This is a genomic window from Paenibacillus gorillae (assembly GCF_000513275.1).
GTDB lineage: Bacteria > Bacillota > Bacilli > Paenibacillales > Paenibacillaceae > Pristimantibacillus > Pristimantibacillus gorillae.
In genome coordinates, this window is sequence record NZ_CBVJ010000143.1 from 1 (window position 1) to 26,703 (window position 26,703).

The following is a 26,703-nucleotide window of genomic DNA, read 5'->3' on the forward strand; positions in this document are numbered from 1 at the left end:
GCTCAGACTTTCTAACGATCTGTAACTTCATCACTCATAGCAAATAAGCGCTCCAACCTCTCGATAGGAAAGCAGTGAAGGAACAAGGATTCTATATCCCAACTGCTCCTCCATCTACCGTACCTCCTAAGCTCTCTAGTAGAGCCTTATAAAGTAACCAAGTGGACTAGCTTTGACTCCGACAACTAACCTAACTCGCACATGTAGGCAGAAAAGTGTTACACACGACTCCCTAAACCCCAGCAAGTCCGATCAAAATGCAAAAGTACATGTTGATGAAGCAAAAAACGCCTTAAACAGCCTTCAAAATGTAAAAGTGCAGGTGAAAAGGACTAAAATCGCCGAAATGGGCTCTAGAAGGCGGATCAAACTGCACTTTTGCATGTTGATGGCCATTTCGACCGAATTTAAGCCAAACAAACTGCACTTTTACATTTTGTTCGCCCGATGAGCGTGAAAACGCTAGAGTAAGCTAGGCAACTCTCGAAAAAGAACTAGTTTGTTAGAGGCAGGAGAGGAGCGAAACGAGCCCAGGATGACTTTTTGAAGCTTCATTAATTGGTGGAGCCGGGTTAGCGGCGGAGAAATTGAAGCAAGAACGGCAGCATGGGCCGTTTCGCGCAGCGGAGGCTGGTTTTCGCACAGCGGAGGCTTGTTTTTCACCATCGAGTAATGGAATTGGTGCATGTGCTATTGTGACGACATAGCGCACTATGCCATAATCAGCTTACAAGAATGCTGAAGGAGGCTGTTTGGCGTGCCAATCGAAATTCGAGAGCTTGAAGCAGGTTATTTTGATGAGGGTATGGAGCTATCACAGTTTGCGTTCCAGTTTACGATGACGCCTGAGGAGAAAGAAAAGGCTCGCGAGCGCTACAAACATGAACCAGCAGTTCGGTGGGGCGCATTCGTCGACGGCAAGTATGCCGCACACTTGACGCTGCTTACCCTGCACACATATGTGAGCGGCAAACGCTTTGCAGTGGGCGGCGTAGCAGGAGTGGCCACATGGCCGGAGCACCGCAGACAAGGGCTGGTCGCAGAGCTGCTGCGTACTTCGCTTCTCCATATGAAAGAGCAAGGTCAAACGCTGTCGTATCTGGCGCCCTTTGCCATTGGCTTTTACCGGAAATTTGGCTGGGAGCTGTATACGGATAACAAGCGTTACAAAATAGAAGCGGCGCTGATGCCTAAACGTGAGGACTATGCTGGCCGAATCGAAAGGCTTAGCGATAATATTCTGCTGCTTAACGAGCTCTATAATACCTACGCCCGCCGATACAACGGAATGCTGGAGCGTACAGAAGCCTGGTGGACGGATCGCGTCAAACGCCGCAAGCAGGGTCAGACAGCCGTCTATTACGGAGGGGATCATACCCTGCAAGGCTACGTCCTCTATGATGTGAAACAGAAGGAATTGAAGATCCATGAAATTGTAGCTCTGACGGAGGAGGCTGCACGTGCGCTCTGGTCCTACTTGGGGCAGCATGACTCTATGATCGAACGTGCGGAGGCAGTTGTTCCTGTTGATGATCAACTCGCCTTTTTGCTGCCTAATCCGAGAATCAAGCAGGAGATTGAGCCGTATTTCATGGCCAGAATCGTAGACGCTGAAGCCTTTCTATCACAATATGCATTTACGGAGGCGCAAGAAAGCGAGCCTTCCTCGATATTAATCGAGCTTACGGATGAGCATGCACCATGGAATACAGGCGTCTATAGACTAGACCTTCAGACAGACGGAACGGCTAAGGCTGCCAAAATTCCGCAGGCTGAAACATCGATATCCGGCGAAAAAGAGCCGCTTCGAATCCGCACTGACATTGGAAGCTTGACGGCCATGCTGCACAGCTACATGCGGCCTAGCGAACTGAACCAGCATGGTAGAGTTGTTGGTGATGCGTTATCCATTCGTTTTCTGGAAGCGAGAATTCCGGTTAAAACGCCGTTTTTACTCGATTTTTTCTAATATCAGGATGGGGCTCCAATTCAGCTGTAGCGCTAAGCAAACTGCCTTCGTACAGCCTTGACAGCCCCTACCCCCTCTGCTAATATTGCAATAATATACGTAGAGGCAAGATATACAAAGGGAGGAACATACTCGTGTGGGAAACGAAATTCGCCAAAGAAGGCTTAACATTCGATGACGTACTGCTCATTCCAAGGAAGTCAGAAGTGCTGCCACGGGAATCAGATATTTCAACTCAGCTTAGCGGGAGCATTAAACTGAACATTCCACTTATCAGTGCAGGAATGGACACCGTAACCGAAGCAGCTTTGGCGATTGCAATCGCTCGTGAGGGCGGAATCGGCATTATTCATAAGAACATGTCTATTGCACAACAAGCAGAAGAAGTCGATCGCGTAAAACGTTCAGAAAGCGGCGTTATTACGAACCCGTTCTCGCTCACGCCAGAGCATCATGTCTATGATGCCGAAGAGCTGATGGGCAAATATCGTATCTCCGGTGTTCCGATTGTGGATGCTGCAGGGAAATTAGTCGGCATTTTGACAAACCGCGACTTGCGTTTTGTTCATGACTATTCCATTAAGATCAACGAAGTGATGACACGCAAGGATCTGGTAACGGCTCCTGTAGGTACGACACTTCAAGAAGCAGAAGTGCTGCTTCAAAAGCATAAAATCGAAAAACTTCCACTCGTAGACGAGTCCAACACGCTTAAAGGACTTATTACGATTAAAGATATCGAGAAAGCAATTCAATTTCCTAATGCGGCAAAAGACAAGCAAGGACGTCTGCTTTGCGGCGCTGCAGTAGGCATTGGCAAAGATACGACTGACCGCGCTGAAGCGCTTGTGCAAGCAGGCATCGACGTACTTGTCGTAGACTCCGCTCACGGCCATCATATTAACATTCTTGATGCAGTTCGCAAGCTGCGCGCGAAGTTCCCGGAACTGACGATTATTGCCGGTAACGTAGCAACTGGCGAAGCAACTCGTGATCTGATCGAAGCTGGCGCTTCCGTCGTTAAAGTCGGTATCGGTCCAGGCTCGATCTGTACAACTCGTGTTATCGCAGGTATCGGCGTTCCGCAAATTACAGCGATCTACGATTGCGCTTCGGTTGCACGTGAGTATAACGTTCCTGTCATCGCTGACGGCGGAATCAAATACTCCGGCGACATTACGAAAGCTATCGCAGCCGGCGCAAGTGCCATCATGATCGGCAGCCTGTTCGCAGGTACAGCTGAAAGCCCGGGCGAGACGGAAATTTTCCAAGGCCGCAGCTTTAAAGTGTACCGCGGTATGGGCTCGCTTGGCGCGATGAAAGAAGGCAGCAAAGACCGCTACTTCCAAGAGAACGAGAGCAAGCTTGTTCCGGAAGGCATCGAAGGCCGCGTTCCTTTCAAAGGTCCTCTCGCGGATACGGTTCACCAGCTTCTCGGCGGACTGCGTTCCGGCATGGGCTATTGCGGTACATCCAACCTCGAGCAACTGAAGAATGAGACACAATTCATTCGCATCACGGGCTCTGGGCTTCGCGAAAGCCACCCGCATGACGTGCAAATTACGAAAGAAGCTCCTAACTATTCGCTGTAATGGCCTGACAAACAGGAGTAACGGCAGATGATAGATGATATGGCTAAGCCATATTGCCTATTATCTGCTTTTTTCATGTCTAATTGGCAGCTTTCGCCAGCGCTATACTTCCAATATTCTCATCCTATTCAGGTTTCTCTCACCCTCTCGCATGTGATACAATTAACAACGACAAACTTGAGGAGAAAAGGGGAGAGGAATGTTGAAGGCAAAGATTAGCCCGCCCAAAATGAGGTCGGTTGCAGTCGCGTTTATGGCGGTCTGGTTAGCGGTGTTCTCAGTAGGAGGAGCTGTTAGTGCAGCAGGTACGCCTGGCGGCGAATGGGTAGACAATTCACTAGGTTTGGAAGTGAGCTCCGCTATTCTAATCGATGCGGATTCCGGACAAGCCATCTATGAAGTAAATGCAGACGCGCCCCGTCCTCCGGCAAGTATGACGAAGCTGATGACGGAGTACATCGTACTTGAGGAAATTACGCAGAAACATTTATCTTGGGACGACATCGTTACTGTAAGTGAGGAAGCAGCCAGCACGCCGCCCGACGGATCTCAAATCTATCTGGCGCAAGGCGACCAGCATACAGTAAAGGAACTATATATAGCAATGGCTATCCAATCGGCTAACGATGCTACGATTGCTCTTGCATCTCAAATCTCGGGCAGCGAGCAAGGTTTTGTCGATAAAATGAATGAAACGGCAAAAGAACTCGGATTAACGACAGCAAATTACACTAGTGCGACCGGCTTGTCGGATACGACGATCATTTCGGCTCGTGACATGGCAAAGCTGGCGCAGACGATTTTGAAAAAGCACCCTGAGTTTCTGGAATACTCCAGCCTGCAGGAGCACAAGTTCCGCCCGCGGGACAAAAAACCGATGTACAACCTAAACTGGATGCTCGGGACGAACAAGAACAACACCAACTTGAAAGCTTTCGCTTATGACGGCGTAGACGGCATGAAGACGGGTTATATTTCTGCAGCCGGCTATACGTTCACAGGTACAGTTAAACGCGGTGACACGCGTTATATCAGCGTCGTTATGAACACGAAATCGAAGGCTGCCCGTTTCAACGAAACGGCGAAGCTGTATAATTACGCGTTCAACACGTTCGAGAAGAAGTCGGTCGTTGCAGCGAAATCCGTGGTAGAATCGGTCAAAACGGTCAAGATTAAGAAAGGCGCAAGCAAGACTGTGCCGGTCGTAACCGAATCCGATATTAGCTTCACGGTGAAAAAAGGCACGCAGCCGAAGATTGAGCTGTCAGGCAGCCAGATTATGAGCGAGAACGAGCTTGTAGCACCAATTAAAGCGGGACAAAAGGTCGGTACCGTTACGTATAAGTATACGGATGATCAAGGCAAAGCTTTGGAGAAAACAATCAATTTGATCGCATCGGAAGATGTGAAAAAAGCCGGCTGGTTCAAATTAATGTTCCGCGGTATCGGCAGCTTCTTCTCCGGTCTGTTTAACGGGATCGTAAATCTGTTCTAATTCAAGGCAGGCAGGGAAATCTAGGGTTGTCGATTGCTGAGCCTTCCTGTAAAATTAATGGTTAGAATAAGTGGCGATACTTATACATTTTAATAAGCGCAAGCCTGCGAGCCGAGGCTGACGGGGCTGCGCCACATTTTGAGGAGGATTCATCAGCATGGAAACAGGAACTTCGCGCGTAAAACGCGGTATGGCAGAAATGCAAAAAGGCGGCGTTATCATGGACGTTATGAACGCCGAGCAAGCGAAAATTGCGGAAGCAGCAGGCGCAACAGCCGTTATGGCTCTTGAGCGCGTACCTTCCGACATCCGTGCAGCAGGCGGCGTAGCCCGTATGGCTGACCCTACGGTAACGGAAGAAGTAATGAAAGTCGTCTCCATTCCGGTTATGGCGAAGGCCCGTATCGGACATATTGTTGAAGCAAGAGTGCTTGAGGCAATGGGCGTTGACTATATCGACGAGAGCGAAGTTCTGACTCCTGCCGACGAAGTTTTCCATATCAGCAAGAACGAATTCACAGTACCGTTCGTATGTGGTGCTAAAGACCTTGGCGAAGCGCTTCGCCGTATTCAAGAAGGCGCGGCTATGCTTCGTACGAAGGGTGAGCCGGGAACAGGCAACATCGTTGAGGCTGTTCGCCACCTTCGCTTGATCAACGGTCAAATCCGCAAAGTACAAGCTTTGTCGAAGGACGAGCTTTACAACGAAGCGAAAGTTCTGGGCGTTCCTTACGAGCTGCTGCTGAACGTACACGAGAGCGGCAAGCTGCCAGTTGTTAACTTTGCAGCAGGCGGCGTAGCGACGCCATCTGATGCAGCATTGATGATGGAACTGGGCGCTGACGGTGTATTCGTTGGCTCGGGTATCTTCAAATCCGACAACCCGGAGAAATTCGCTCGCGCAATCGTAGAAGCAACTACGCATTACCAAGACTACAAGCTGATCGCGGAAGTGTCCAAAAACCTGGGCGCACCGATGAAAGGCATTGAAATCTCGAAGCTGGAAGCTTCGCAGCGTATGCAGGACCGCGGCATTTAATAGACGCGGCGATTAGAAAGGCGTGTAAGCATATGAAAATAGGGGTACTGGCGCTGCAAGGCGCGGTAGCAGAGCATATGCGAAGTTTGGAGGCGGCGGGCGCGGAAGCGGTCGCCGTTAAACGAATGGAGCAGCTCGACGAGTTAGACGGACTTGTCATTCCTGGCGGCGAAAGCACGACGATTGGCAAGCTGATTCGAAAATATAATTTCTTGGATGCTATTCAGTCGTTCTCCAAGCAAGGCAAGCCGTTGTTCGGTACTTGCGCAGGCTTGATTCTTCTCGCCGACCGCATCGAAGGACAAGAGGACGCGCATTTGCGGTTGATGGATATGATCGTTGCGCGTAACGCTTTTGGCCGTCAACGTGAAAGCTTCGAGACCGACCTGGATGTTAAAGGCATCGAGGAACCGGTAAGAGCGGTATTCATCCGCGCCCCTCTTATTAAAGAAGTTGGCAAAAACGTAGACGTACTGTCTACGTACAAGGGCGAGATCGTGACGGCTAGACAAGGGCATCTGCTGGCGTCTTCCTACCATCCGGAGCTTACGGACGATTTCCGCCTTCATGCTTATTTTGTCGACATGGTGAAAGAAGCGGCAGCGAGCCGCTAAGAGAGAGGGGGTCAAAGTTCATGTTGGATGTCAAATGGTTGCGCAACGAATATGAACAGGTGGAGCAGGCGCTGAAAAACCGCGGCGCTTCGCTGGACCTGATCACTGGATTTAACGAAATTGATGTGAAACGCCGCGATTTGCTGGTGGAGACGGATAATTTGAAAAACCGCCGCAATACGGTTTCTCAAGAAGTCGCCAAGCTGAAAAAGTCGGGCGGAGACGCGGACGCGCTAATCGTAGAAATGCGCGAGGTAGGCGACCGCATTAAAGAGCTGGATGATGCGATTCGCGAGCTGGAGGCTCAAATCGAGCATATCATGCTGGCGATTCCGAACTTGCCGCATAGCAGTGTGCCGGTAGGCGCTTCGGAAGAAGACAATGTAGAAATTCGCCGTCACGGCGAGCAGACGACATTCGACTTCGAGCCTAAAGCGCACTGGGACTTGGCGCAAGAGCTGGGCATTCTTGATTTCGAGCGTGCAGGCAAAGTAACAGGCTCGCGCTTTACGTTCTATCGTGGACTTGGAGCACGCCTGGAGCGCGCGCTCATCAGCTTCATGATGGATCTGCATAGCGATCAGCATGGCTATGAAGAGGTTCTGCCTCCATACCTCGTCAACCGCGATAGCTTAATCGGCACGGGCCAGCTTCCGAAGTTCGAGGAAGACTTGTTCAAAATCGCGGAATCCGACTTTTTCCTCATTCCTACGGCTGAGGTTCCGGTAACGAACCTTCACCGGGAAGAGATTTTGTCGGCGGACGAGCTGCCGAAGCATTTTGTAGCGTACAGCTCATGCTTCCGCTCGGAAGCAGGCGCTGCAGGCCGGGATACGCGCGGCTTGATCCGCCAGCATCAGTTCAACAAAGTGGAACTGATCAAGCTGGCGAAGCCTGAGGACTCCTATGAGGAGCTGGAGAAAATGACCGCGAATGCGGAAAAAGTACTTCAGCTGCTGGGACTGCCTTACCGCGTTCTGGCGCTCTGCACAGGCGATATGGGCTTCACAGCTGCAAAGACGTATGATCTTGAAGTATGGCTGCCTAGCGCAGGCACATACCGCGAGATATCGTCGTGTTCGAACGTAGAGGACTTCCAGGCACGCCGTGCGGCCATTCGTTTCCGCCGCGAGCCGAAGAGTAAGCCAGAGTTCGTGCACACGCTGAATGGCTCGGGACTGGCGGTAGGACGTACGTTTGCCGCTATTCTGGAGAACTACCAGCAAGCCGATGGAACGATTATCGTACCCGAAGTGCTTCGTCCATATATGGGCGGCCTGACTTCGATTCAACCACGCGGCTAAAAACAAATTTTGTTCACAGGCTAAATAAGAGTTGCTTCTCGAATTTAGCCTGTGGTACAATATGTTCTGTTACGGTTTCATTACGGAGAGGTACCGAAGCGGTCATAACGGGGCGGTCTTGAAAACCGTTAGGGTGCAAGCCCACAAGGGTTCGAATCCCTTCCTCTCCGCCATTTCATTTAATCATCCAAGCGTCTGGGGATAGTCCCGGATGCTTTTTTTATTTTTCCTCACAGGTTGGGGATAAAATATTTAAAAATGTGGATAAACTTAATAAAATGTGAGTAACTATGTGGATAACTTTGCGAAACGTATCGCATAAATCATTTCGGATTGCCGCATCTTAAATACGGGAGGTGCTAACAATGGCGAAACAAGATGAGCTTCGTATCGATCAGCAGCAATTGGTGGATGCGTGGCAGCGTACATTGCCCGAACGGGTGCAGCAATCAGATCGATGTGAGGTAAAAGCCGACGAGTCGGATTCATCCGCTCTGCGTGTAACGATTGAAATTGCAGGCCGGCAAGCGTATTCCCTTGATTTTAAGGTGCAATATGTGGATAGCCGCGAAGTTCGCGTCGAGCTAGTGGATGTGGAGAAGGATCATGTGTCGGTAGATGAACGTACCGAGACAATTCAACAGCTCATTCAGGACTATACGCGGCATGTGCATGAATGTGCGCAGGCGCTGCAGCAATTAACGCACGCATAAAGGAGCTGAACCAGGATGACGAAGGCAAAGGGTTCTGTGGATAAAAATTTATCTAACGTGGTGGACGATCTGGCTCAAACGCCGGTAAATAGCCATCATGCGCAGCAATTGCAGCAGGATGTCAATGACCGCCGCAACCAGGATGCGATTAATCACGACCAGCCAACGGATTTAAAGCATCAGCGCAATTAATTAATATCCTTCATTATTAGGAGGTAGTGCAGATGGGCAAGCCGAAAAGCGTTCCTGTTCCAGATTCCAATGGCAATGGCGGCGGAGGCGGAGAGAAGCATCGCGGGCATCAGCAACAGCCATTGTCAGGCTCCAAGAAAACGAAGCAGCGTAACCATGTCGATCATAACAACCCTCAAGGGTAATCGACGATTTCTATAAATAAGGTATCCTTCAATCCCGTTTCAGTTCGCTGAAGCGGGATTGTTCGATTTATATTGTAACTACAAAATCAAAATCAATTGTTATAGAATGGAGGTATTGGACAAGCGACAAGGAGGACATTACGAATATGAAAAATTGGCAACGGATGGCTGTGTTATGCCTAACAGCCGTTCTATTCCTAGTTGCAGGCTGCAGCTCGAATGGTTCACCGAAGCAAACGCTGCAGGATGCGATCAAAAAGACGGGAGAAGCTGATAGTTATACACAAGCGATAACGATCGGCATCGATGAGCTGCAATTGCCTGCCAGCACAGCCGATAAACCAAATATGGCTGTTGTATCGGGAATTGCGGGCATGTTGAAGGGTGCAACCTTGAAGATCAATACGGTGTATCAGAAAGATCCGCTGCGGACCGATATGGAACTGAATATCGTTCTGGCTGGCTTAACTATTAAAGTACCTATACTTATCAGCAACGAAAAAATGTATGTTCAAATTCCGGCCATTCCATTGCTTAAGCTTCCAAATACGATTTTGGGCAAATATATTGAAATTGATATGGAAGCCTTGGCTGCACAGCAGCAAAATGCAGCGGCCCTTGATTTGGGGGCGCAAATGAAGCTGATGGATGAGCTGAATGGACTGCTTTTGAAACATTTCGACGAGAAAAACTATTTTAGTAAAGTGAAAGCGGACGAAGCAGGACTCCCTGAAGGTGTGAAAGCCGATCAAGTTGTACGCTTCGCCATTGACGACAGCAATTATTCTTCTTCGATTGAGACGATTGTGGGCAAAGTGCTGCCGGAGCTCTACAGCATTCTAGCTTCTAACGAAGCTTATCTGGATACCTTCCAGCTGAAGAAAGAGGATGTGGAGAAGCGTAAGGCGGATCTGGAGACGAATAAGGCCCAGATTACGAATGCGCTTAAAGAGCAGCTGCAAGTGAAGGAAGTGTCTGTGACGGGTGCTATTACCGGTGATTATCTGGCTTACCAATCCCAGATTATTAATGCGGTATATACGGATAAAGAGACAGGGGAAGCGCTGAAGCTGAATCTGCATATCGATATTGAGTACTCCGACGTTGGCGAGACGCCGACATTTACACATGAGCTTCCAACCGATGCCATTAAGCTTGAGGAGCTGACAAAGCTGCTGAAAGCACAAACTGGTCTGTAAGTAAGGTAGCTTTAAAAAGTAAAGTATGTTACATTTAATTCATACTAAAAAGTAAAGGATGGTGCTGCATGAAAATCGAAGTATGGTCCGATTTTGCATGTCCCTTCTGTTATATAGGCAAACGCCGGCTGGAAGGCGCATTAGAGCAATTCGCTCACCGGGATGATGTAGAAGTAGAATTCCGCAGCTTTGAGCTGGATCCAAATGCAAAGCGTGATGTGGATTATGATGTGAATGATATGCTGTCCAAAAAATACGGTATGAGCCGCGAGCAAGCGGAGGCTAACAACCGCAATTTAACAGAACAAGCTCGTACGCTTGGTCTGGACTACCATATGGATAAAATGGTGCTGACGAATACATTCGACGCGCATCGTCTAACGTATTTGGCGGCGAAATCCGGCAAACGCGAGGAGATGGCCGAGCGGCTGTTCAAGGCTTATTTTGAAGAAGGAAAGCACTTGGGTGATCATGATACACTGGCTGATCTGGCAGTAGAAGTCGGTATTGAACGCGGCGAGGCACTGGAAGCGCTGAATAGCTCTACCTATACGCAAGAAGTTCGTGCAGATGAACAGGAAGCGAGCCAGATTGGTGTTCGCGGCGTTCCTTTCTTCGTTATTGACCGCAAGTATGCGGTATCCGGCGCACAGCCAAGCGAGGTCTTCCTCCAAGCCGTACAACAGGCTTATCAGGAGAGCAAGCCTCTAACGGTTATTGGCGGCGACGAAGGCGGCGATGACGTGACTTGTACAGACGGCGTATGCGCGCCTAAGCAATAATATATTGGCATGATGAAGCTGCAGGCATGTGGATGCAATCCATAGCCTGCGGCTTTTTATATTTTCAGAGGGACAAGGGTTGTCAGAAAATGGGGCGTTGCGTTATACTTATACCTAGATAATCGATACATAGATATACAATGTATGTAATGAGAGAAGAGATTGGAGGTTGAGGTTGTCGTGACGATCAACAAAGAGCTGATGAAAGGCAGTACAGTCATTCTTATTTTGACGCTGCTGGACCGCAAGGAAATGTACGGCTATGAGATGACGAAGGAAATCGAGCAAAGCTCTGATGGTGTTTTTACGTTCAAAGAGGGAACGCTGTATCCCATTCTCCATACGCTGGAAGTGGAAAAGCTTGTGGAGGCCTATTGGAATGAGGAAGGGGCGCGCAAACGCAAGTACTATCGTATTACCGATCATGGACGCAAACAGCTTGGGGAGAAGAAGCGGGAATGGGCGCTATTCCGGAGTACCGTTGACCGTGTGCTGGGGGAGGGGCAGGCATGAGCCGCAGCGAAGCGATTCAGGAGCATGAGGTTGTACGGTTGTATTTGAAGCGGGTATGCGGACATATTAAAGCAAAGTCCGTTCATGACGACATTCAGCAGGAATTGCTGGCGCACTTGGAGGAGCTCGTTGAAGAGAAGGAGCAGGAAGGCTTCGGGCGAAAGGAGGCAATTCGTCTGGCCGTTGCCCAAATGGGTGATCCTGATGATGTCGGCAGACAGTTTCACCAAGCGCATAAGCCGAGGATGAATTGGGGGCTGCTCGCTGTGGTCGCTGTTTTCATAGCAATCGCACTGACGGCGATGTATTCCGTGCAGTTGGGATGGAATAAACGTATACCTACCGATTTCTTAATGGACAAAATGGTATATATCGGAATTGGCCTCGGTATCATGGCAGGCTTATACTTTTTCTTCGATTATCGGAAGCTGCAAAAGTATTCTTGGCACCTCTATGGGCTGACCGTTTTCGTCATGATAATATTGATGTACTTTGGCAACCAGGTTAATGGCAAAAGAGGATGGATATCTATCCCCTACTTTAGCTTCGATGGTGTATGGATTTGTCTGCATTTCTTTATTCTTTCCATGGTTGGACTTTTAAACGTGTCTGGTCAAAAGGCGGCAGCGGCGGGCAAGCTGAGACAGATTGTTTACGGGTTCAGAGATATGCTGGTCTTTTTCGCTCTTCCCAGCATCCTCTTTCTATGGATGAAGACCCATACGTATCTGGTTATTTACTTGACCTGTCTTGTGATCGTGATGACCGTCTATGCACGCAAGTGGCTATTGGCGTCGGGAGTGATGGCTGCTGCCGGAATGTTCGGCTTATATCTATTGTTCAACAGGCCGTTTCAATACATCCTTTCCGAGCGACTAGGGAGTTTCTTCAAGCTAACGGAAAATCCGGATTCCATTTATATGACGAGAATGTCGGTGCAGGCCATTCATGACGGCGGATTATGGGGACAGGGTTTTGGCGTGTCCAACAGGACGCTGCCTTCTATTCATAGCGACATGATCTTTAGTTATCTTACCTACAGTATGGGCTGGGTCATGGCGGGTCTCATCCTTGCTGTCGTAATCACGTTTATGGCGCAGATCGGGATCATGATCAGCCGATTGCGTGATCGCTATGCGAAGGGATTGGTTATCGGCTTGTTCTCGATATTATGCCTGCAATTCATTTGGTGTATTGGCATGTCGTTTGGCTGGCTGCCGATGACAGGAATGAGGCTTCCTTTCATCAGCTATGGGGGAACTTCAACCCTTCTTGAATTGTCTGCTATAGGTTTGTTCCTCAGCGCGTATCGGCGAAAAGATATGATACCTAGTCCATCACAGCAACTGCAAACATAGCAAGGTTAATAGCGCTGCCGCAGCAGCGCTATTTTTTTGTGTTATTTGATAGGCCCACACAGGAAGTATTTGGGTTACAATGGTCAGAGATTAACGAAACGAAATGACGCATCAGGGGGAAATCTTTCAGGTGAAAAAGAAGACGAAGAAAAAGTTTTGGAATTTAATCATGCTGCTCGCTATCGTGTTCGTTGCGATGTACATTGTTCCTCAACTGGAACTGGATCAAGGTGCAGGTACACATTCGACGGGCAGCGAGGCTGGCGACGCGGATTATAAGCTGTATTTTCCAGCTGATCGATTCCCGGAAACCGCTAAGCACATCGAAGATGCCATTGAAAGCGGAGAGTCAAAGGTTTGTACGATTGACCGCGTTGGAGCTGAGGATAACCGTAAGGATTCTCTTAGGGGTGTGCCGACTAAAAAAGGCTATGACCGCGATGAATGGCCGATGGCCATGTGCTCGGAAGGCGGAGCGGGCGCAGATATCGAATACATATCGCCATCCGACAACCGGGGTGCGGGAGCTTGGGTTAGCAACCAGTTGGAGCAGTATCCGGACGGGACACGAGTGGAATTTATCGTTCGTTAGGCACGCTGTCCGGCGTACGCCACATATACTGCTCACAAACATGAATAGGCAGAGGTCCCGTCCCCTAGACGGATGACTCGAGCCTTGCCGATATTTTTCGTGAAAACGTGACGTGTATCCAGAATGAGCTTGCTATGGTCGGCGATGAACTGCACAGGCATGACGGTATGATCCGTGCCTATTAGAATGCAATCGGCTTGCTCCAGCTCTTCCTCGGTTAGGGCAATGCTATCTAGTTTAGTTCCGTCCGCAAGACGGACAGACGGGACGTAGGGATCATGGTAGCTGACGTTAGCGCCGCTTTGCTGCAAGACGTTCAATATCGCAATGGCCGCTGATTCCCGTGGGTCGGCAATATTTCTTTTATAAGTTACCCCATATACGATTATGCGCGCGTCAGCGAGCGCTTTTCCTTCAGGGAGAGCAAGCTGCAGCTTGGTGACGATTGAGGCTGGCATAGCGTCGTTGATTTGCTGCGAAAGCTGAATGAACTTGCTCGTTATGCCGAACTGCTCCGCCTTCCACTGCAAATATAGCGGATCGATCGGAATACAGTGGCCGCCGATTCCCGGACCGGGATAGAAGGGGCTATAGCCGTAAGGCTTGGATGCCGCTGCTTCGATGACCTCCCAGATATTCACATTCAGCTTTTCGCATATGTCGGCAAATTCATTCATGAATGAAATGTTGATAAAACGGAAGGTGTTCTCCAGCAGCTTGGTCGTCTCTGCGGCCTCTGTTGTAGACACTGGAATGACATGATCGAATAATTGGCTGTACAGCTTCTCGATACGGGCAAGGCATTGCGGGGTTACGCCGCTTACCACTTTTGGAATGCCGGTCAGCGTATTGTCCCGATTGCCAGGATCGATTCGTTCGGGGGAATAAGCGATGAACAGACTTTGCCCCGTGTGCAGTCCGCCTTTCTCCAGCAGCGGCTTTACGACTTCTTTTGTAGTGCCCGGATACGTTGAGCTCTCCACGATAATAAGCTGACCATGCCGCAGCAGCGGATAAAGCCGTGTGCATGCATCCGTCAGATAGGACAGATCGGGTCCGTGAGCAGGTGACAGCGGGGTTGGCACGCATAAGATGATCGTATCCGCACCCATGACTGCGGTATATTCCGTAGAGACAAACCAGCGGCTGGTAGCCATCGCGGCATCCAGCTCTTCATTCTCAATATCTTGCACGTAGCTTCTGCCCTCATTAATTGCATTGATTTTCAACGGATCAAGGTCGATTCCGATAACGGTGAAGCCTTTCTTAATAAAGGCCATAGCCAGCGGCAGGCCGACAAATCCGAGACCGATAATGCCAACCTTCCCCTTAGCCACATTACTAGCAGCATTTTCTATTATCATTTCGTTCCAACTCCTCCGGAGCACATCTATCTACTATTCTGTTAAAATATTAAAATTCAGTGCGGGATGCTCACGATACCTGTCTATTGCGGTGTATTTATTTTTTAGAAATGCGACCGGGCAAGAGAGGAGAACACCGTTGAAAAATAAGACCGCCCCTGGCGTTACGATTATTACGTCTACCATTCGTCCGCAATTTATCCATCAAATCTTCCAAAACTATGTGCGTCAAAAATGGGCGCCAAAGGAATTAATTATTGTAATAAACAAAAACAAGATAGCAATTGCGCCTTATTTGCAGATGGCCCAGCAATATCCGGGCGTCACTGTATTGCGGCAGCCACAGTCCAAAAAGCTGGGGGCTTGTCTCAATTACGCAGCGTCGCGGGCCAAATATCCGTATATAGCCAAATTTGACGATGATGATTACTATGCGCCAAGCTATATACCCGAAGCGATGGGATTATTCGCGAAAAAGAAAGCAGATGTTGTCGGCAAGCGTACCTGCTTCTTCTATATGCCGCATCGTTCATTGCTATTATTAAGACAAATGCCTGTGCGTCCGTACAGCAGGTGCCGGAAAATCGCCGGAGCAACAATCATGTTCCATAGACGTGTATTCAAGAAAGTAAAGTTCTCAACGGTGGTAAGGCAGGGCTCTGATGTTCGGTTTGTAAGGGCCTCAATTCGCAGGGGATTTAGAGTGTTCACGACCTCCCCTTATAATTTTGCAGCCTTACGCCGGGCCAATCGGAACTCCCATACATGGAAAATAAGTGATAGACGGCTACTGGCTGCTAAAAAATCGCTGCTGCTCCGTACTCGCAACTACAAACGTCATGTGAATCGATCGTTGGATCAATTGAAAGGAATTCAACCGTATCCTTTGCCGATGGGTGTGCAGGATGATTTGGTGTACAGCAGGGATTAATAGCTTGCAATAGAAAGAACGATGGTTAGAAACGTGCTATAGAGAATATTTGGATAACAGCGTGCACGATGCTGTTATTTTTTTATATGTGCTGGGCGTATACCGTGTTTGCTTCCATACGAAAACCATAAATTGTATCGAATAGGCAAGTGTTTACGTGTTAGGGCAAGATTATATTTTGTAAGAGGTGACGAGGCATGAATAGTCGTCGTGGGAAGTCTTTTCGTCGTTTAAATATTAGCTCGGCAACCCGGCGGCTGGCCAGTCGACGGAAACGCAAAAAAGTGTATTTGGATATAGCAGATGCTGCGATCGTAGTGGTTGATGATGGCTGCCGCTTTAAAAAGGTGCATAAAAAATGCAAGCCAGCTAAGCATGGCCGGAAAAAGAAAAAATGCCGTAAGAGGCATCGCGTCGCTACCGGAGCAACGGGCGCAACTGGAGCGACAGGTGTAACGGGGGTAACAGGTACAACGGGAGCAGGTGATCCTGGCGCAAGAGGGGCTACAGGTGCGACCGGGGCAACTGGAGTGACAGGCCCAACTGGTGCCACTGTAGGTGCGACAGGCGGAACAGGGGTTACCGGTGCAACAGGCATTGCGGGTGCAACAGGGCCAACTGGCGTCACAGGAGCGGGTACTACTGGAGCAACGGGTGCGATCGGGGCAACTGGAGTGACGGGCCCAACTGGCGCCACTTTGGGTGCCACGGGTGCAACAGGTGTGACCGGAGCGACTGGTTTAACGGGATCTACTGGAGCGACGGGATCCACAGGTGTAACAGGAAGTACTGGAGCAACCGGAGTAACAGGTGTAACGGGAATGACAGGTGTAACAGGAGCGACCGGTGCCACCGGAGCAACGGGTATCACGGGAGCAACAGGAGTAACAGGTGCGACAGGTCTGACAGGAGCCACCGGAGCAACCGGGGTAACAGGCGTCACGGGTGCCACCGGAACAACAGGTGAAACAGGGGCAACGGGGCCAACAGGAGCAACTGGGTTAACGGGAGTAACAGGTGTCACGGGATCAACGGGTGCCACCGGGGCTACAGGAGCAACTGGGCTAACAGGCGTCACGGGTGTCACGGGAGCGACCGGAGCCACCGGAATTACAGGTGAAACAGGAGCGACGGGGTCAACAGGGGTAACTGGATTAACAGGTGTTACGGGATCAACTGGTGTGTCCGGGGCAACGGGCACGACGGGGCCAACAGGAGCGACCGGTGCAACAGGAGTAACTGGAGTAACTGGATTAACAGGTGTTACGGGGTCAACAGGAGCGACAGGAGCAACGGGCACGACGGGGTCAACAGGAGCGACAGGTGCAACTGGACTAACAGGAGTAACAGGCGTCACAGGAGCGACCGGTGCCACCGGAACTACAGGTGAAACAGGAGCGACGGGGCCAACAGGAGTAACTGGATTAACAGGTGTTACGGGAGCAACTGGTGTGACAGGAGCAACGGGCGCGACGGGGCCAACAGGATTAACAGGGGCAACAGGATTAACAGGTGTTACGGGAGCAACGGGCATGACGGGGCCAACAGGGGCCACCGGTGCAACTGGATTAACAGGAGTAACAGGAGTAACAGGCGTCACGGGAGCGACCGGAGCCACCGGAGCAACTGGGCTAACCGGAGCAACAGGTGTCACGGGCCCGACAGGCCCGACAGGAACCACGGGGGCAACTGGAATAACAGGTACTACGGGAGCTACGGGTGAGACAGGAGCCACAGGTACGAGCACAACGAGTGTATCGGCCTTTGCAGCAAATACGACAGGGGCCATCATTGCAGTTGTCCTTGTAGGAACGCTGGTACCGTTGCCAAGCTCACAAAATATAGGGGCGGGCATTACTATAAACGGGGCTAACAACACGTTTACCGTAGCACCAGCCGGTCGCTATTACATCACTTATCAGGTCAACCTGACTGCGGGTTTATTGCTCGGCTCACGTCTTATTATCAATGGCGCAGCAAACCTGGCATCGACCATAACACCGGTGTTGACACTCTCCAGCTTTAACAATGACGTGATTGTCACACTGCCCGCGAACTCTACCGTGTCCCTTCAGCTATTTGGCCTGCTTGGTGCAGCCACCTTAATCAATAACGGTGCTGGTGCGGCAGTCACAATTATTCAGTTAAGTTAATGCATGTGGGCCGAACATGGACAATAGCACAGGAATAGGATGAAGCAACGTTATGGCTCCAGGAGAGTGATGATAAATGCCGAGTGTTAGCCTGTGCATGATTGTCCGAAACGAAGAAAATAATTTAGGCCGCTGCTTGTCATCCGTCGCCGAGGCCGTCGATGAGATCATCATCGTCGATACGGGGTCGACGGACCGCACGATAGAGATTGCGAAATCTTACACAGATCGTGTCGAAGTATTCGAATGGATCGATGATTTTGCAGCGGCTCGCAACTATGCATTTTCCCATGCAACGAAGGACTATATATTATGGCTTGATGCGGATGATACATTGACCTCGCTTGATTTGCGTGCCTTGCTGTCCCTGAAAAGAACGCTCGATCCTAGTGTAGATTCCGTGTCGATGTACTATGATCTCGCCTTCGACGAGTATGGGAAGGTAACCTCCAGATTAAGGCGCAATCGATTGGTCAAAAGAGAACGGAATTATCGCTGGATCGGTGCGGTTCACGAATATCTCGAGGTTTACGGGAACATTATGGCTTCGGATATAGCCGTTACCCATCAGCCGGATGAGCAGGATTCGAACAGCAACCGCAATATATCGATTTATGAGAAAAGACTGGCTAAAGGAGAACGGTTCTCCCCTCGTGACCTGTATTATTACGCCAATGAACTGAAGGATCATGGCAGATATGAGGCCGCCATCCGATACTATGAGCAATTTCTGGGTACGGGAAAAGGATGGCTGGAGGACAATGTTGCCGCCTGTGCTAAATTAGCCGACTGCTATTCAGAGCTGGAAGAGCCTAGGCTGATGGTCGATTCGATATTGCGTTCCTTTTATTATGATCATCCGCGCCCGGAATTCTGCTGCCGCTTAGGCTTTTATTTCCTCCAGCAAAATGAACCAAAGACGGCAGCCTACTGGTACCGTTTGGCGACGGAAGCAGATGAGCCCGAGCAAGACTGGGGCATCGCCAGCATGACATGCACGACATGGCTGCCGCATTTGCAGCTTTGCGTATGTTACGACCGCTTGGGCAAATACGACGAAGCTAATCTGCATAACGAACTGGCGGCCGGCTATCGTCCTGAAGATCCGCGAATAATCTCCAACCGGGAATATTTGAAGAATCGTATAAGCCGCATAGGTGAGGGGGGCGTGCTGCTTGTCTGATCATGCGAACAGACGGGTGCTCATCGGCTGTCCGGTACATCAGCAAGCCAATGTGCTTGCCCTGTTTCTAGCCTCATTAACCCGTTTGCGGTCGGAGGGGCTGGACCTCCATTATTATTTTGTAGACGATAACCGGGAAGAGGCAAGCAGCGAACTGCTGAAGCAATTTGCCGATGAGCAGGGGAGCGGGAAGGTTACCATTCGATACTCAGGCATGACGGATGTATATAACCGGTCGGGCGTAACGCATTGCTGGAATGAGCATCTCGTGTGGAAGGTCGCTGATTTCAAAAACGAAATGATTGACTATGCTCTGGCAGAGCGATTCGATTATCTATTTTTAATTGATTCCGATCTTTTACTAGAGGAACAAACCTTGCACCAGCTCATCTTTGCCGAAAAGGACATCATATCCGAGATCTTCTGGACCAGATGGCAGCAAGAAGCGAGGCCGCAGCCGCAGGTGTGGCTTCGTGATGAGTATAAGCAATGGGAGCAGCAGCGAGGCGAACAACTGAACAGTGATCAAATCGCAGAACGTATGGAGCAGTTTCTAAACCGCATGCAGAGGCCTGGTATTTATGAGGTTGGCGGGCTTGGCGCATGTACATTAATTAGCCGGCAGGCATTGGGGAAGGGGATACACTTCGGCCCGATCAGCAACGTATCGTTCTGGGGTGAGGACCGTCATTTTTGTATTCGGGCAGCTGCCTTGGGTTTGTCTTTGTTCGTGGATACTCACTGCCCGGCCTATCATATTTATCGTGATGAGGACTTGCCGGGTGCAGAAATTTTTCTTAAGAAAAGCCATGTCCCCAAATTCTCCTCGTCATCGTCGGTTACGTTTACGGAGTTTTCCGATCCTCTCCCGTCGTCAATTAAGCCAAGGCTTACGTTATCGATGGTCGTTCGCAACGAAGCCGATCGTTACCTGAGGGAGGCGCTCGGGAGGCACCGCCGCTATATTCAGGACGCTGTCATTATTGATGACGGTAGTACGGATGGTACGGTCGAAGTCATTCAGGAAATGCTTCAGGGGCTGCCGGTTCGATTAATCCGCAATGAAACATCGAAGTTCAGCAATGAAATCACATTGCGCAAGCAGCAATGGGAAGAGACGCTAGCCGTGAAGCCGGATTGGATACTTAATTTGGATGCGGATGAATGGTTTGAGGACCGGTTCGAACGCGAGCTTGAGTCGCTGTTGTCGCAAAAGGATGTAAGGGTCTATTGCTTTCGGCTGTATGATTTCTGGTCGCCAACGGCTTACCGGGACGATCAATACTGGAGTGCTCATCATCATTTTCGCCCTTTCCTGCTGCGATACGAGCCGGAGTTGGCGTATAGATGGAGGGAAACTCCGCAGCACTGCGGACGGTTTCCGGAAAATATTTTTGAGCTGCCGAACGGGTTGTCGGAGCTGCGCCTGAAGCATTTCGGCTGGGCGAGCGCCGTGCACCGGCAAGAAAAGCTGGACCGTTATATGCAGCTCGACCCTGAAGCCAAATACGGGTGGAAGGAGCAATATATGTCCATTCTCGACCCCTCACCCGGGCTTGTTGAATGGCAGGAGCAGCAATAAAAAAAAGAAACTGCGTTGTACAGTTTCTTTAATCGCGAATCTTAATGATCATCCTCATCCACAAGGACGCCAAGCTGCCGGTTCTTTTCTTTGAACCTCGTGTTGTGGGAGGATACATAGGCCACTTTATCCGCGGCTGGATCGATATATATTTTGGCGCTGTTGAGCGCATTGACGGCATCGGTAAACGTACCGGCGATCAGATGAACCTTGCTGTCATGCTTCACGAAGTCGCCAGCAGCAAATATGCCAGGGATATTCGTCTCCATCTTGCTCGATACATTCGCATTCCAATCGCCCATATCCAGACCCCATTCCTTAATCGGGCCAAAATTGTAGCGCAGACCGTGATTGACGATGACGGCATCGACTTCAATACGCTGTTGTTCGCCAGTATCGACGTGGCTAATCGTTACTTCATCAATTTCTGCGCCGTTCTTGCTGTGAAGGGAGTCGACGGCGTAAGGCGTAAGAATAGTTGCAGAAGATGCCTTCATCTGCGATACATTTCGTTCATGCCCGCCAAACTGATCGCGGCGGTGAACAACGGTTAAGCTGGATGCAATCGGCACCAAAGCGTTGGCCCAATCGACAGCGGAATCGCCGCCTCCGGAGATAAGTACGCGTTTGCCGCGGAAAACCTCCAGTTCTTGAACTGTATAATGCAGATTACTGACTTCAAAACGATCGGCGCCTTCTATATCCAGCTTAGCTAATTGAAGAATGCCGTAGCCGATAGCCAAAACGACAGTTTTCGTCCAGTGGCGTTCTCCGCTCGCTGCCGTCAGAATGATCGTGTCATCGGCCTGGCGCTCGAAATTCGTAATATGCTGACCCAGCACAATTGTGGGATCGAAGGTTTTGGCCTGCTGAATTAATTGATCAATCAGCTTCTCGCCCAGTGTTGGCGTAAGGCCGCCCACATCCCAAATCATCTTCTCCGGATAGATGAGCACCCTGCCGCCCAGCTCATCTCTCGCTTCGATTAGCTTCGTCTTCAAATCCCTCATGCCGCTATAAAAGGCGGTATACATGCCCGCAGGCCCTCCGCCAATTATAGTCACATCATACAATTCCAATGCCTCGCTCATGCTCAGGTCCCTCTTTCTATATCAACTGCACACAATACAGCGATGGTTATAGTCGTTATTTCCATTATATTGATAACGATTATCATCGTCAATTTTTATTTGCCCTTTGAAGAAAATAACAAACGGCAAAAAAGCGTTGGAAGAGGAAATTTACGCAAGTTTTAAAAATGCGAAATCAGTCCTTTCACGTTATGCTTCAATCGCTGCGCATACCCTGGATTCTCTGCCTTATAAGCGGCTGCTTAACATTAACTTAAAATGCGAATGCATATACCAGTGATATAATGTCGCTGTATGAAACGATTGCACGATATCATACTAGCAAGGGATGGGCTATTGCGATGATGGAAAAACAGCAGATTCCGATTGCAGGAAGCAAACTGTTGAATGTCAGAATTGCCGACAATGTTAAAGCCTTAATCGAGGAGCTGGGACTGCGTCCTCATGAGCCGGTTCCCTCGGAAGGTGCGCTGGCCAAGCTGTTCGGCGTCAGTAAGATGACGACGAAGCTTGCACTGGAGCGGCTGGCAAGCGAGGGTATTGTTTACCGGATGCCGCGCCGGGGAACCTTTCTATCCCCTTATAAGAATGAGAGCCCTCTGGCTGAGGAGGAGGCTTCACAGGCTACAGCGGCTGAGCCTAACATTGGACTCCCCGCCAGGCAGACCGCATCTGCCCGAGCAGATATGATCGCAATTGTAGTACCGAACTTGGACGATTATGTGTCCCAGATCGTTGTAGCGGTTGAAGCGGAAGCCAGAGCGGGCGGCAAGGGGCTGCAGCTTGTCGTCGCAGGGGCACGGGAGGATGAATGTCTGGCGGAGCTTGCGAAGAGCGGCGTCGAGGGCATTATTTTCTACCCTCGCGATCCGAAGACATGCAGCGATCAAGTGCTGCGGTTAAAGCTGCAAGCGTATCCGATCATCATTATCGACCGGATTTTCCGCGATATCCAGATTGACAGCGTCTATCACGACCATTACAAGGGGACGTATAATCTCGTCGAGTACTTGCTGAACAAGGGGCATCGGAATATCGGCTACATTTCGAGTCCAATCGATGGCATTACGAGCCGCGAGGAGCGCTATCACGGATATATCCAAGCGATGCTGTACAACGGCTTGTCCGTTAACCAGTCATACATTATGCTGGACTTCAACCGCGAGCATGAGATGCGGTTTCTTGAGCGCAACGAGCAGCACGCTGCCTACTTGAAGCTAAATCCTGAGATTACGGCAGTTGTGTGCGCGAATGATTATTTTGCCGCTTCTCTCATCCATACTGCGCTCCTGGAAGGCATAGCCGTACCGAAGGATTTATCAGTCGTGGGCTTTACCGATCTAGCCTTGTCGGCGCTGTTGTCTGTGCCGCTTACGACGGCCCGGCAGCCGACAGACCAGCTTGGTGTACGCGCCGTCCGGCTGCTGCTGAAGCGAATTAGTAACGGCAGCGCCCATCCGACGTCGGTACAAATTCCTATTGATATTGTCGAACGGGAATCTGTGCTGGACATTACGCTGGGGCGCTGACGATTATTAATAAGTTCGAAATGAAGAGCTTGTATTTCTGCCTAATGAGGCGGAAATACAGGCTTTTTTGGCATTTACATATCCTTCAACTCGAATTTACATATTCTTCAATTCGTAGACCATTGAATATACCAGTGGTCTAAAATACCATATTAGCTGTCGACTGGGAGCGTCTGGTCGAAAAGGAAGTATCAAATCGATTGTGGGGAGAGAAGTTTCGAATGGCAAAGAAATGGGTCTTGTGCTTCATGGTTGTTTTGATGGCCGCATCCTTGTTGGCAGCCTGCACGAGCAACAATTCAGGAAGCAATGGGAACAAGGGCAATAACGGTGCCAATGCCGAGCAGTCGCCGTCACCTGCAGCGACCGTTAAGGCGGAAATCGCTCCAGAGGCGCCAATGCTGGCCGAGCTGGTGAAAGCTGGCACATTGAAGCCGGTTGAAGAGCGTATGCCTGTCAAAGAAGACATTATGATTGAGCCTGTCTTCGAAGAAATCGGCCAATACGGCGGCGAGTGGAATTTTCCTTGGAATGGTCCAGACGACAAATGGGGAATCTCCATGGCAACGGAAGAAGCGATGTTCCGCTTCAAGGAAGACGGAACAAGCGTAGAGCCTAATGTAGCCAAAGGATATGATGTCAACGCGGATGCGACAGAATACAAAATTTATCTTCGTCAAGGTATGAAATGGTCCGACGGCGTTCCATTTACAGCTGACGACGTCATCTTCTACTGGGAGCACATGCTCATCCCGGAGACATTCGGTAAAGCTCTGTACGACTGTTACTACTCCGTAAATCCGGTAACAGGTGAAAAAACCCGTGCCGAAATCGTCAAAGTAGATGATTACACGGTTAAAGTTACGTTCAAGGACCCGAGCGTTTTGTTCCTGGAGCGTCTTGCCATCGACAACAAATGGTTCTTCGCACCGGCTCATTACTACAAAACGATTCTTCCTGAGTTTATCGGCGAAGAAGCAGCTCTTGCGAAAGCGAAAGAGTACGGCTTCGAAGATTTGAAAAACTTCGGTATCTGGACTGGTTACTACTACTGGCTGTACCCGCAGCGTCCGACTTTGCGCGCTTGGGTTGCCAAAAACGATATGAACAGCGACCGTTTCATCATGGAACGGAACCCTTACTACTTCAAAACTGATTCCGAAGGCCAACAGCTGCCTTACATGGATCGTATCGTATTGACCAAAATGCAAGACAAGAGCCACAAGCTGCTTGAGACGATGGCTGGTCATGTAGAAGTTGGCTCGTTTGACTTTACGGATTACACCGTACTGAAGGAAAACGAAGCGAAAGGCAACTACCGCGTTATTCCTTGGTCGACGCCGAACTGGTCCAGCACAGGCGTGCAGCTGAATCAGACGACAGAAGATCCGAAGCTGCGTGCACTGTTCCAAGACATCCGCTTCCGTGAAGCGTTGTCGCTTGCGGCGGACCGCAAAGAGATTTCGGAAATCATCACGAACGGTCTCGGCGAAGCAAGCCAAGCGTCGATTCAAAAAGGATTGCCGAACTATCAAGAGGGCTGGTCAAATCAATGGACTGCTTATGATACAGACGGCGCTGCCAAGCTGCTTGATGAAATCGGCTTGAAGTGGGATGCTGCGCATAAATACCGGACGTTTGCTGACGGCTCTGACCTGACGCTGACGATCTACCGCGAAGACCCGTCTGACAATGAGAAATTTATCGAGCTGATCCGCAAGTATTATGAAGGCGTTGGTCTGAAAACGGATGTTAAAATCGTGGACCAAGGCAGCTTCTTCGACCTGAAATATGCAAATAAAATTCCGGTTACGGTGAAGACGGTCAGCGTTCTGAACGTTGCGTTCCGTCCGGACGAGTTGGTTCCGCTTCGCGTGATTACACCGTGGTTCGGCCACTATGGCCTGTACACTTCCTCGCAAGGCAAAGAAGGCGTGAAGCCTGAAGGCGACGTTGCGAAAATTCTGGAGGATTGGGACAAGCTGAAGGCTGCCAAGACGAAGGAAGAAGTACAGAAGTGGACTGACGATATCATTAAGCTCCACCAGAAAAACCAATGGGTAATCGGCTACACGGCTCCAACGCCAGGCCTCGTGGTTGCCAGAAACGATGTAAGAAACGTGCCTTCGCTCATCGCCAGCGATGAAACTCGTTATATCGGTCATGCGCACCCGGCTCAGTTCTTTATTAAAAAATAAGTGATTTGATAAGCGGCCGGCCTTATGGATTTCATCCTCAGGCCGGTATGATCGCCGCCGCGTGTTATATAATTGCAGCGGCGGTTTCCGCTTGTTTTAAGCCGGGAGGAGTTATCTGCTAATGCTTCGATATATGCTGCGAAGAACGTTGATCATGGTTCCGGTCACCTTATTCGTATCGATGATCGTATTTATTATTATTCAATTGCCGCCTGGAGACTTCGTCAGCGGTTATGCAGCCAAGATGGCGACGAGCGGTGAAATTATGGACGAGCAGGCGATGGCGCTGCTTCGTGAATCTTACGGCTTGGACAAGCCGTGGTATGTGCAGTATTTTACATGGATTATCGGTATTCTTACGGAGGGCGACTTCGGCTATTCGCTTAGCTACAACCGTCCTGTATCGGATATTATCGGGCAGTACATGGGCATTACGATTATCGTCTCGCTGGTCTCCATGGTCTTCACTTACGTGGTGGCGATTCCGATCGGTATTTTGAGTGCAGTCAAGCAATATTCATTCTTTGACTATCTGGCTACCGGGTTCGGATTTCTCGGTATGGCAACGCCTAACTTCCTGCTGGCGATTATTCTCATGTTCATCTCCTTCCAGTGGTGGGGCGATCCGATGCTTGGCTTATTCTCGGCGGAGTTTACGGATGCGCCTTGGACTGCGGCTAAATGGATGGACCTGTTTAAGCATATGATTATTCCGGTTATCGTAATCGGAACCTCCAATACATGCGAATTGATTCGTGTCATGCGCGGTCAAATGCTCGACGAGATGACGAAGCCGCATATCTTGACGGCCCGGGCCAAAGGGCTGCCGGAGTGGCGCATCCTGCTGAAATACTCGGCCAGAGCGGCGATTAATCCGATTGTGAGTACGATCGGCTGGTCACTGACGACAATCTTTACGGGTTCGACAATTACGGCGATTGTACTTAATCTGCCAACTCAAGGACCGGTTATGCACAAGGCGCTGCTTAGCCAGGATATGTATCTGGCCGGAAGCTGGCTATTGCTGATGGCTGTGTTTACGCTGCTCGGCACCTTGATTTCCGATATTTTGCTGGCATGGCTGGATCCGCGGATTCGCATGACACGGAAGGGGACTTAGCGGTT

General features: G+C 50.0%; 23 protein-coding genes and 1 tRNA gene. 22 read left to right on the top strand and 2 right to left on the bottom strand.

Translation table 11 applies throughout. The features are described 5' to 3' along the window. The first annotated feature begins 757 nt into the window (after positions 1-757). The 15 genes from TY10_RS26975 to TY10_RS27040 all read left to right on the top strand — a co-directional run bounded on the left by TY10_RS26975 (position 758) and on the right by TY10_RS27040 (position 13,547). The gene (locus TY10_RS26975; RefSeq protein WP_052350801.1) at positions 758-1,969 is read left to right on the top strand and encodes a GNAT family N-acetyltransferase; all 1,212 of its coding nucleotides are present in this window, start codon (positions 758-760) and stop codon (positions 1,967-1,969) included. A 134-nt stretch (positions 1,970-2,103) separates the two neighbouring features. Then, positions 2,104-3,561, top strand: coding sequence for an IMP dehydrogenase (guaB, locus tag TY10_RS26980; protein ID WP_042170901.1), 1,458 nt, complete (start codon positions 2,104-2,106; stop codon positions 3,559-3,561). Positions 3,562-3,760: 199 nt separating this feature from the next. Continuing rightward, on the top strand, positions 3,761-5,056 hold the full coding sequence (locus TY10_RS26985) for a D-alanyl-D-alanine carboxypeptidase family protein (RefSeq protein ID WP_042170903.1): 1,296 nt from the start codon (positions 3,761-3,763) through the stop codon (positions 5,054-5,056). A 157-nt stretch (positions 5,057-5,213) separates the two neighbouring features. Continuing rightward, positions 5,214-6,095 carry a pyridoxal 5'-phosphate synthase lyase subunit PdxS gene (pdxS, locus tag TY10_RS26990; protein ID WP_042170906.1) on the top strand — a complete coding sequence of 294 codons (882 nt, stop codon included), beginning with the start codon at positions 5,214-5,216 and terminating at the stop codon, positions 6,093-6,095. A gap of 32 nt (positions 6,096-6,127) precedes the next feature. Further along, entirely contained in the window at positions 6,128-6,709 is a 582-nt protein-coding gene (gene pdxT, locus TY10_RS26995) for a pyridoxal 5'-phosphate synthase glutaminase subunit PdxT (RefSeq protein ID WP_042170910.1), read from the top strand. 20 nt (positions 6,710-6,729) lie between these two features. Next, on the top strand, positions 6,730-8,013 hold the full coding sequence (gene serS / locus TY10_RS27000) for a serine--tRNA ligase (RefSeq protein WP_042170913.1): 1,284 nt from the start codon (positions 6,730-6,732) through the stop codon (positions 8,011-8,013). Positions 8,014-8,097: 84 nt separating this feature from the next. Then, positions 8,098-8,186: transfer RNA gene (locus tag TY10_RS27005), tRNA-Ser, on the top strand. 192 nt (positions 8,187-8,378) lie between these two features. Further along, positions 8,379-8,726 (top strand): hypothetical protein, encoded by a 348-nt coding sequence (locus TY10_RS27010; protein ID WP_042170917.1) that lies wholly within the window; start codon positions 8,379-8,381, stop codon positions 8,724-8,726. A gap of 15 nt (positions 8,727-8,741) precedes the next feature. Beyond that, positions 8,742-8,918, top strand: coding sequence for a hypothetical protein (locus tag TY10_RS31150; RefSeq protein ID WP_202903246.1), 177 nt, complete (start codon positions 8,742-8,744; stop codon positions 8,916-8,918). 32 nt (positions 8,919-8,950) lie between these two features. Next, a complete protein-coding gene (locus TY10_RS27015; protein ID WP_042170919.1) occupies positions 8,951-9,103 on the top strand; it encodes a hypothetical protein in 153 nt (50 codons plus the stop codon). A gap of 146 nt (positions 9,104-9,249) precedes the next feature. Then, positions 9,250-10,302, top strand: coding sequence for a hypothetical protein (locus TY10_RS27020; RefSeq protein ID WP_042170921.1), 1,053 nt, complete (start codon positions 9,250-9,252; stop codon positions 10,300-10,302). 68 nt (positions 10,303-10,370) lie between these two features. Further along, entirely contained in the window at positions 10,371-11,084 is a 714-nt protein-coding gene (locus TY10_RS27025; protein WP_042170923.1) for a DsbA family oxidoreductase, read from the top strand. Positions 11,085-11,264: 180 nt separating this feature from the next. Further along, on the top strand, positions 11,265-11,597 hold the full coding sequence (locus TY10_RS27030) for a PadR family transcriptional regulator (RefSeq protein WP_042170926.1): 333 nt from the start codon (positions 11,265-11,267) through the stop codon (positions 11,595-11,597). Then, positions 11,594-12,955: an FtsW/RodA/SpoVE family cell cycle protein gene (locus tag TY10_RS27035; protein WP_042170929.1), complete on the top strand. Its 1,362-nt coding sequence runs from the start codon at positions 11,594-11,596 to the stop codon at positions 12,953-12,955. Before TY10_RS27030 ends, TY10_RS27035 begins: the two co-directional genes overlap by 4 nt. A gap of 130 nt (positions 12,956-13,085) precedes the next feature. Then, positions 13,086-13,547 carry a NucA/NucB deoxyribonuclease domain-containing protein gene (locus TY10_RS27040; RefSeq protein ID WP_420329431.1) on the top strand — a complete coding sequence of 154 codons (462 nt, stop codon included), beginning with the start codon at positions 13,086-13,088 and terminating at the stop codon, positions 13,545-13,547. 32 nt (positions 13,548-13,579) lie between these two features. Here TY10_RS27040 and TY10_RS27045 read toward each other — a convergent pair whose 3' ends face one another. Next, entirely contained in the window at positions 13,580-14,911 is a 1,332-nt protein-coding gene (locus TY10_RS27045) for a nucleotide sugar dehydrogenase (RefSeq protein WP_042170931.1), read from the bottom strand. Positions 14,912-15,050: 139 nt separating this feature from the next. On the opposite strand from TY10_RS27045, the gene TY10_RS27050 reads away from it, so the two are divergent. From TY10_RS27050 to TY10_RS27065, 4 genes are all read left to right on the top strand, one after another. Beyond that, positions 15,051-15,842, top strand: a complete 792-nt coding sequence (locus TY10_RS27050) for a glycosyltransferase family 2 protein (protein WP_042170934.1) — start codon at positions 15,051-15,053, stop codon at positions 15,840-15,842. 197 nt (positions 15,843-16,039) lie between these two features. Further along, positions 16,040-17,995, top strand: a complete 1,956-nt coding sequence (locus TY10_RS27055; protein ID WP_052350802.1) for a BclA C-terminal domain-containing protein — start codon at positions 16,040-16,042, stop codon at positions 17,993-17,995. Between the two features lie 76 nt (positions 17,996-18,071). After that, the gene (locus TY10_RS27060; RefSeq protein WP_042170937.1) at positions 18,072-19,178 is read left to right on the top strand and encodes a tetratricopeptide repeat-containing glycosyltransferase family 2 protein; all 1,107 of its coding nucleotides are present in this window, start codon (positions 18,072-18,074) and stop codon (positions 19,176-19,178) included. After that, on the top strand, positions 19,171-20,760 hold the full coding sequence (locus TY10_RS27065) for a glycosyltransferase (protein ID WP_042170939.1): 1,590 nt from the start codon (positions 19,171-19,173) through the stop codon (positions 20,758-20,760). The genes TY10_RS27060 and TY10_RS27065 overlap by 8 nt, the downstream gene beginning before the upstream one ends. Before the next feature lie 41 nt (positions 20,761-20,801). Here TY10_RS27065 and TY10_RS27070 read toward each other — a convergent pair whose 3' ends face one another. Further along, entirely contained in the window at positions 20,802-21,851 is a 1,050-nt protein-coding gene (locus TY10_RS27070; protein WP_042170941.1) for an NAD(P)/FAD-dependent oxidoreductase, read from the bottom strand. A 341-nt stretch (positions 21,852-22,192) separates the two neighbouring features. On the opposite strand from TY10_RS27070, the gene TY10_RS27075 reads away from it, so the two are divergent. From TY10_RS27075 to TY10_RS27085, 3 genes are all read left to right on the top strand, one after another. Then, positions 22,193-23,380 carry a GntR family transcriptional regulator gene (locus tag TY10_RS27075; RefSeq protein ID WP_052350803.1) on the top strand — a complete coding sequence of 396 codons (1,188 nt, stop codon included), beginning with the start codon at positions 22,193-22,195 and terminating at the stop codon, positions 23,378-23,380. Positions 23,381-23,601: 221 nt separating this feature from the next. Continuing rightward, a complete protein-coding gene (locus TY10_RS27080) occupies positions 23,602-25,578 on the top strand; it encodes an ABC transporter substrate-binding protein (RefSeq protein ID WP_042170944.1) in 1,977 nt (658 codons plus the stop codon). Positions 25,579-25,699: 121 nt separating this feature from the next. Next, on the top strand, positions 25,700-26,698 hold the full coding sequence (locus TY10_RS27085; protein ID WP_042170947.1) for an ABC transporter permease: 999 nt from the start codon (positions 25,700-25,702) through the stop codon (positions 26,696-26,698). Positions 26,699-26,703: the final 5 nt, after the last annotated feature.

What these genes read in the sequence shown, in the direction of transcription:
- TY10_RS27035 (WP_042170929.1), top strand. Translation starts at nt 11,594, where the DNA reads ATGAGCCGCAGCGAAGCGATTCAGGAGCATGAGGTTGTACGGTTGTAT.
- TY10_RS31150 (WP_202903246.1), top strand. Translation starts at nt 8,742, where the DNA reads ATGACGAAGGCAAAGGGTTCTGTGGATAAAAATTTATCTAACGTGGTG.
- TY10_RS27010 (WP_042170917.1), top strand. Translation starts at nt 8,379, where the DNA reads ATGGCGAAACAAGATGAGCTTCGTATCGATCAGCAGCAATTGGTGGAT.
- TY10_RS27055 (WP_052350802.1), top strand. Translation starts at nt 16,040, where the DNA reads ATGAATAGTCGTCGTGGGAAGTCTTTTCGTCGTTTAAATATTAGCTCG.
- TY10_RS27015 (WP_042170919.1), top strand. Translation starts at nt 8,951, where the DNA reads ATGGGCAAGCCGAAAAGCGTTCCTGTTCCAGATTCCAATGGCAATGGC.
- TY10_RS27075 (WP_052350803.1), top strand. Translation starts at nt 22,193, where the DNA reads ATGATGGAAAAACAGCAGATTCCGATTGCAGGAAGCAAACTGTTGAAT.
- TY10_RS27070 (WP_042170941.1), bottom strand. Translation starts at nt 21,851, where the DNA reads ATGAGCGAGGCATTGGAATTGTATGATGTGACTATAATTGGCGGAGGG.
- TY10_RS27045 (WP_042170931.1), bottom strand. Translation starts at nt 14,911, where the DNA reads ATGATAATAGAAAATGCTGCTAGTAATGTGGCTAAGGGGAAGGTTGGC.
- TY10_RS27080 (WP_042170944.1), top strand. Translation starts at nt 23,602, where the DNA reads ATGGCAAAGAAATGGGTCTTGTGCTTCATGGTTGTTTTGATGGCCGCA.
- serS (WP_042170913.1), top strand. Translation starts at nt 6,730, where the DNA reads ATGTTGGATGTCAAATGGTTGCGCAACGAATATGAACAGGTGGAGCAG.
- pdxT (WP_042170910.1), top strand. Translation starts at nt 6,128, where the DNA reads ATGAAAATAGGGGTACTGGCGCTGCAAGGCGCGGTAGCAGAGCATATG.
- TY10_RS27060 (WP_042170937.1), top strand. Translation starts at nt 18,072, where the DNA reads ATGCCGAGTGTTAGCCTGTGCATGATTGTCCGAAACGAAGAAAATAAT.
- TY10_RS27020 (WP_042170921.1), top strand. Translation starts at nt 9,250, where the DNA reads ATGAAAAATTGGCAACGGATGGCTGTGTTATGCCTAACAGCCGTTCTA.
- TY10_RS26985 (WP_042170903.1), top strand. Translation starts at nt 3,761, where the DNA reads ATGTTGAAGGCAAAGATTAGCCCGCCCAAAATGAGGTCGGTTGCAGTC.
- pdxS (WP_042170906.1), top strand. Translation starts at nt 5,214, where the DNA reads ATGGAAACAGGAACTTCGCGCGTAAAACGCGGTATGGCAGAAATGCAA.
- TY10_RS27025 (WP_042170923.1), top strand. Translation starts at nt 10,371, where the DNA reads ATGAAAATCGAAGTATGGTCCGATTTTGCATGTCCCTTCTGTTATATA.
- TY10_RS27085 (WP_042170947.1), top strand. Translation starts at nt 25,700, where the DNA reads ATGCTTCGATATATGCTGCGAAGAACGTTGATCATGGTTCCGGTCACC.